Here is a 5,787-nt window from a genome sequence, read left to right as displayed (position 1 = left end):
TTTGAGCAAGATGCTTTTTTTCATCTAAGATGAATCTTAATTATTCTTATGCTCTTCACACATCTTAATGGTTTAAATTTTAGCATGACTTCTTTATATATTAATTGCTCCTTGTCCTGAAGCAATCAGATAAGCTTCTTTCAGCGTTTCAGAATAGGTTGGATGAGCATAGGAAATACGGAACATATCTTCTGCCGTCACTTCATATTCCTGAGCGATAACACCCTGAGCAATCAAATCTGCAGCTCTGGCACCAATAATATGAACTCCCAATACTTCTCCATATTTAGGATCTACCAAAACTTTCGCAAAACCTTCCATATCCATTGAAGCACGAGCTCTCGCGCTGGCAGAAAACGGGAATTTCCCTACATTATATGCAATGTTATTTTGTTTCAGATATTCTTCCGTATATCCTACTGAAGCTACTTCCGGCCATGTGTACACTACTGAAGGAATGCGGTTGTAATGAATATGACGTTTCTGTCCGTTAATGGTTTCAGCCACAAAAACACCTTCTTCTTCCGCTTTATGAGCCAACATTGCACCACCGATAACATCTCCTATTGCGTAAATAGTAGGCACCGAAGTCTGTTTTTTCTCATTCACTTTAATAAAACCTCTCTCGTCCAGCTGAACGTCTGTATTTTCAAGACCGAGGCCTTTTACATAAGGACTTCTTCCCACCGCTACCAATACAAAATCTGCTTCCAGTTCTCCTTCTGTTCCGTTTTTATCTTTAAAGAAAACTTTACCCTTAGAACCTGCATTCTCCGTTTTATATACCGTCTGATTAAGACGAATATCAATTCCTTCTTTTTTAAGGATTCTCTGAAGGCTTTTTCCCAACTCATGGTCCATGGTGGCAATCAGATGATCGGCATATTCCAGAATGGTCACCTTTGTTCCGATACGATTGAAAATAGAAGCCATTTCCACCCCTATCACTCCACCGCCAATAATAACCATAGATTCCGGTTTTTCCTGCAAAGACAATGCTTCTGTGGAAGTAATAATTCTTTTTTTATCAATTTCAACTCCCGGAATACTTGAAGGTTTTGAGCCTGTGGCAATGATAAAATGTTGAACGGTTATTTCTTTAATCTCCGATTCGCTGACAATTTTTATGGTAGAATTATTAATGAAGCTTGCTGTCCCTTTTAACCTTGTAATTTTATTTTTATTCATTAAAAAGTCCAGCCCTCCTGTATTTTTTGAAACAACGTCCGCTTTTCTCCTGTACATTTGGGAAAAGTCCAGTTCAATATTATCCAGCCTAATCCCATGTTCCTTGAATTGATGTCGTGCTTCTGCATAATGATGAGTACTGTCCAATAATGCTTTAGTCGGAATACAGCCCACATTGGTACATGTTCCTCCCAATGTATCATATTTTTCTATAATCACTGTTTTATACCCCAACTGAGCGCTTCTAATAGCAGCCACATATCCGCCGGGTCCTGAGCCAATTACGGCAATGTCATAATGATCCATTTGATTTATTAATTTTTATGATTAAATTTACTTGCAAAATAAAAGCAAAATTAAAATAAACACTTTCATTTTGCAAGCATTATTTTAAAATTAACAAAATGAGTAAAAAAAGATCAGACTGCCCGATCAGCTGTTCACTGGAAATGTGGGGTGACAAATGGTCTCTTCTCATCATAAGAGATCTGATGCTGAAAAAGGAATGTACTTATGGTGACTTCCTCAAAGCTGATGAAAAAATAGCCACCAATATTCTGGCTACAAGGCTTCAAAACCTTTTAGATCATGGAATCATTGATAAAAAAGATCATCCGGACAACAAGCTGAAAATTCTTTATTTTCTGACTCAAAAAGGGATTGATCTTATTCCCGTGATCGTGGAAATCAACCTTTGGGGTGACCAGTATCTTACGATTCCTGATGACCGGAAAAAACTATTGGAAGAGATAAAGAAGGATAAAGAAGGTTTTATAAAAAGAGCAAAAACCTACCTTTCATCTGAAAAATAGTATTTAGATTAGAATGGAATAAAAAAAGAGGAATAAAAGCAGCTCAAGGCAATAGCTTTCATAAAAATGAATAATAGCAATTTTAAAATTTCATTAACTCACTTTTCCTTTTTCATTCCGTAAATTTGACTTAAAATAAATTTAGAACAATGCTTAATTTCGAGTTTAAAAACCCAACAAAAATACTTTTCGGGAAAGGCGAAATCGCTAAAATTTCCAAAGAAATCCCTCAAGACGCAAGAATATTAATGATTTACGGTGGCGGAAGCATCAAAAATAATGGTGTTTACGATCAGGTAAAAGAGGCTTTAAAAGGTCATGAATTATATGAGTTTGGCGGAGTTCCTGCCAATCCTGAATATGAAGTTCTGATCAATGCTTTAAATTTTATCAAAGAGAAAAATATTACTTACCTTCTTGCTGTAGGTGGCGGATCTGTCATTGACGGAACAAAATTCCTTTCTGCAGCCGCCAATTATGACGGTGAGCCATGGGATATCCTGAGAAAGTCGGTGAGAACATTTGAAGGGGAAGGAATGCCTTTTGGAAGCATTCTGACACTTCCTGCAACAGGCTCAGAAATGAATTCTGGGTATGTGATTTCAAGAAGGGAAACCCATGAGAAATTATCTTCAGGAGGACCGGGACTTTTCCCACAATTTTCTGTTCTGGATCCGGAAGTGATCAGAACCATTCCGAAAAATCAGATTGTAAACGGAATCACTGATGCCTACACTCACGTTTTGGAACAATACATGACAGCTCCTTCTTCTGCTGATCTTCAGGAAAGAATTGCAGAAAGTATTCTGATCAGTCTACAGGAAACTGCTCCTAAAGTATTGACTGATGATTTCAACTACGATGCTGCCGGAAACTTTATGTGGTGTTGTACAATGGCTCTGAACGGCCTGATCCAGAAAGGAGTCATTACAGACTGGGCAGTACACGCAATGGGGCACGAGCTGACGGCTTATTTCGGTATTGATCACGCAAGAACACTGGCAATTATTGCTCCATCCCATTACCGTTACAATTTCGAAGATAAAAAAGGAAAACTGGCTCAGTATGCTGAGAGAGTTTGGGGAATCAAAGACGGAAGCGTAGAAGAAAAAGCTGAACTGGGCATCAAAAAACTGGAAGAATTCTTCCACAGCCTTCACATCAAAACCAGACTTTCCGAGTATACAGAAGACTTTAAAGGAACTGCTGAAAAAGTTGAAAAAGCCTTTACAGACAGAAACTGGCTAGGTCTTGGAGAATATAAAAAACTGACTCCGCAGGACGCTTATAAGATTGTAGAGATGAGTTATTAATGGATTCGGGGTGCGAGTTTCTGGGTACGGGCAAGAGATTTGAGCTACGCTATTTCGAGATTCGGATGAAAGTGTTTATTAATTTTCATGTTGAAAATATATAACCCAAAACTCGTATCTCGCATCGCAGTATTCATAAAATTATTTAATTTACAAACATTCGTTTAAAAAATCGTTATTTCATTATAGATATTTCAAATTTATTTATATTTTAGCATATTCTTAAATTTGTGAAAATGAAAAAACAGCTACTTTTATTTGCCTTTTCTGCCCTGGCGCTTACTTCTTGTAAAGATGACAATCTTGAAGCTTATGATATGGATATCATGAAGGGAGATTGGAAGGAAGTTAAAAGGGAAGTAATTTCTGGAAAAGATAATAAAACAGTGCTTTATACTGAAACTTTAACAGGATGTGCAGCTAAAAATACTCTTTTCTTAAGAACAGATTATTATGTAAGCTATACAGCGTATACAGGAAGCGGTGCAGATTGTACACCATCTCCGAAAACTGAAGGAAGATATACCTACGATGCTGATTCAAAAGTTATTGGAATTAAGCTTGGCGACGAAGGATCTGTAAACTACAGAGTTGATATGTTAACAGCCAAAGATCTTAAACTTGCCCAGCAATCTGGAATCTTTGATATGAATGGAGATAAAATTCCTGACATCCCTTACGTTACCTACAAAAGATAAATCATAAACTCCCGCTAATCGGGAGTTTTTTATTACTTTTATATCTAATTTTAAACTGAATATAATGAAGAAGATTCTATCAGCATTTCTATTGCTGTACTTTGCTATTGCCTTTTCTCAGGAAAAAAAACCAATGTTCTGGCAGGACATCCAGGAGTTCAAAAAACTGGATCAGCAAAACCCACCGGCAAAAGATGCTATCTTATTTCTGGGAAGCTCATCATTCACCAAATGGACTGATATAGCAGATTACTTTCCTGGCAAAACAATCATCAACAGAGGTTTCGGAGGTTCAAGACTTACAGACCTTAATGATTTTGCAAATGATCTTTTAACTCCTTATCAACCCAAACAAATTATTATTTATTGTGGGGAAAATGATTTTGCAGACAATCATCAGCTAAAAGCAAAAGTAGTCGTAGACCGATATAAAGCTTTCTACAAAAAAATACGTGAAAGATTCCCTAATATTGAGGTTGATTATATCTCTATCAAATATTCACCGAGCAGAGAAGTGATCTGGCCACAGATGAAAATAGCCAATAAAAAAATTGCTGCTTTTATGAAAAAGGAACCCAAGGCAGAATTTATCGATGTTACCAAGGCAATGGAAGATGCTAATGGAAATGTAAGAAAAGATATTTTTGTGGAAGACATGCTTCATTTTAAGCCGGAGGGATATAGAATCTGGACAAAGATTATCACTCCTTATCTGAAATAAACCAGAACCCATGATAAAAAAACCAATAACCATTTTATTCTTTATTTTACTGTATTCTCTTTCATTTTCTCAGGATAAGCCGAATGAAAAAACAATTCTTCAGGAACTTTCAGAAAACGCCTGTAAGTGTGCTGATTCTATTGCTTTAGCTAACAGGAAGAAGGAAGATATCATCAAAGATGTTCATGAATGTATTGATAAATACTCGGGAGCCCTTCAGATCTCAACTCTTTTGAAAGGAGCAGAAGAACAATCCAAAAATGCACCAAAAGTAAATGGAAAAAAGCAGATTAATCTGACTTTTGATCCCAATAAGGATTCAAAACAGTATACAGAAAGCTATAATGAACTTGAACGCTATCTGATGCAAAACTGCGAAAGCGTAAAGAGGGCTACTACCACTACGGAAACTGAATATAATAAGTTCTCGGAAAATCAAACTGCTCTTGATTTCTACACGAAAGCGGTTAACGCATCCAAAGAAGAAAACTGGAAGGAGGCCATTCAGAATTATGAACAGGCTGTAAAGATTGATCCAAAATTCATTTATGCATGGGATAATCTGGGTATTACTTATAGAAGAGTTGGAGATTATGATAAAGCTCTTAATGCCTACAAACAGTCATTAGCCGTTGATCCAAAGGGTAAAATGCCTTTACAGAATATTGCCATTACTTATGTCTATAAGAAAGAATATCAAAAGGCTATTGATGCATACCTAGATTTTGACAAGACATATCCTGGTGACCCTGAGGTTTATTATGGAATGGGGCAAGTCTACTTTACCCACCTGAAGAATAATGAGAAAGGTCTTGATAATATGTGTAAAGCATACAGGATCTATTCTGATCAGAAATCACCTTACCGATCAGATGCTGAAAAAATGCTAGTATATATTTATAAGAGTATGAAAGAGGAAGGCAAGACCGATAAGTTTAAAGAAATTTTAAAAAATAACAATATTCAATTGGATTAAAAAGGTAGTATCTCACTAACTGTGTAAGTTAAAAAGTTATTCTGGAAAATTTTGAGCCCTTATAGCTCAAAAAATTTTA

6 protein-coding genes are annotated in these 5,787 nt (G+C 36.3%); 5 read left to right on the top strand and 1 reads right to left on the bottom strand.

The window, feature by feature from the left end; genetic code table 11:
* Window positions 1-93 precede the first annotated feature (93 nt).
* Window positions 94-1,494, bottom strand: a complete 1,401-nt coding sequence (gene lpdA / locus NK356_RS23860) for a dihydrolipoyl dehydrogenase (protein ID WP_253318229.1) — start codon at window positions 1,492-1,494, stop codon at window positions 94-96.
* Window positions 1,495-1,592: 98 nt separating this feature from the next.
* Here lpdA and NK356_RS23855 point away from each other — a divergent pair, with 98 nt between their 5' ends.
* From NK356_RS23855 to NK356_RS23835, 5 genes are all read left to right on the top strand, one after another.
* Window positions 1,593-2,000, top strand: coding sequence for a helix-turn-helix domain-containing protein (locus tag NK356_RS23855; protein ID WP_034696310.1), 408 nt, complete (start codon window positions 1,593-1,595; stop codon window positions 1,998-2,000).
* Between the two features lie 149 nt (window positions 2,001-2,149).
* On the top strand, window positions 2,150-3,313 hold the full coding sequence (locus NK356_RS23850; protein ID WP_253318228.1) for an iron-containing alcohol dehydrogenase: 1,164 nt from the start codon (window positions 2,150-2,152) through the stop codon (window positions 3,311-3,313).
* 236 nt (window positions 3,314-3,549) lie between these two features.
* Window positions 3,550-4,011, top strand: coding sequence for a lipocalin family protein (locus tag NK356_RS23845; protein ID WP_034696312.1), 462 nt, complete (start codon window positions 3,550-3,552; stop codon window positions 4,009-4,011).
* Window positions 4,012-4,075: 64 nt separating this feature from the next.
* Window positions 4,076-4,732 (top strand): GDSL-type esterase/lipase family protein, encoded by a 657-nt coding sequence (locus tag NK356_RS23840; RefSeq protein WP_253318227.1) that lies wholly within the window; start codon window positions 4,076-4,078, stop codon window positions 4,730-4,732.
* 10 nt (window positions 4,733-4,742) lie between these two features.
* The gene (locus NK356_RS23835; protein ID WP_253318226.1) at window positions 4,743-5,708 is read left to right on the top strand and encodes a M48 family metallopeptidase; all 966 of its coding nucleotides are present in this window, start codon (window positions 4,743-4,745) and stop codon (window positions 5,706-5,708) included.
* Window positions 5,709-5,787 lie beyond the last annotated feature (79 nt).

Source organism: Chryseobacterium sp. S0630, from assembly GCF_024158915.1.
GTDB lineage: Bacteria > Bacteroidota > Bacteroidia > Flavobacteriales > Weeksellaceae > Chryseobacterium.
The sequence above is the reverse complement of the archived record's forward strand: the minus strand, read 5'-3'. Positions and strand labels throughout refer to the sequence as shown.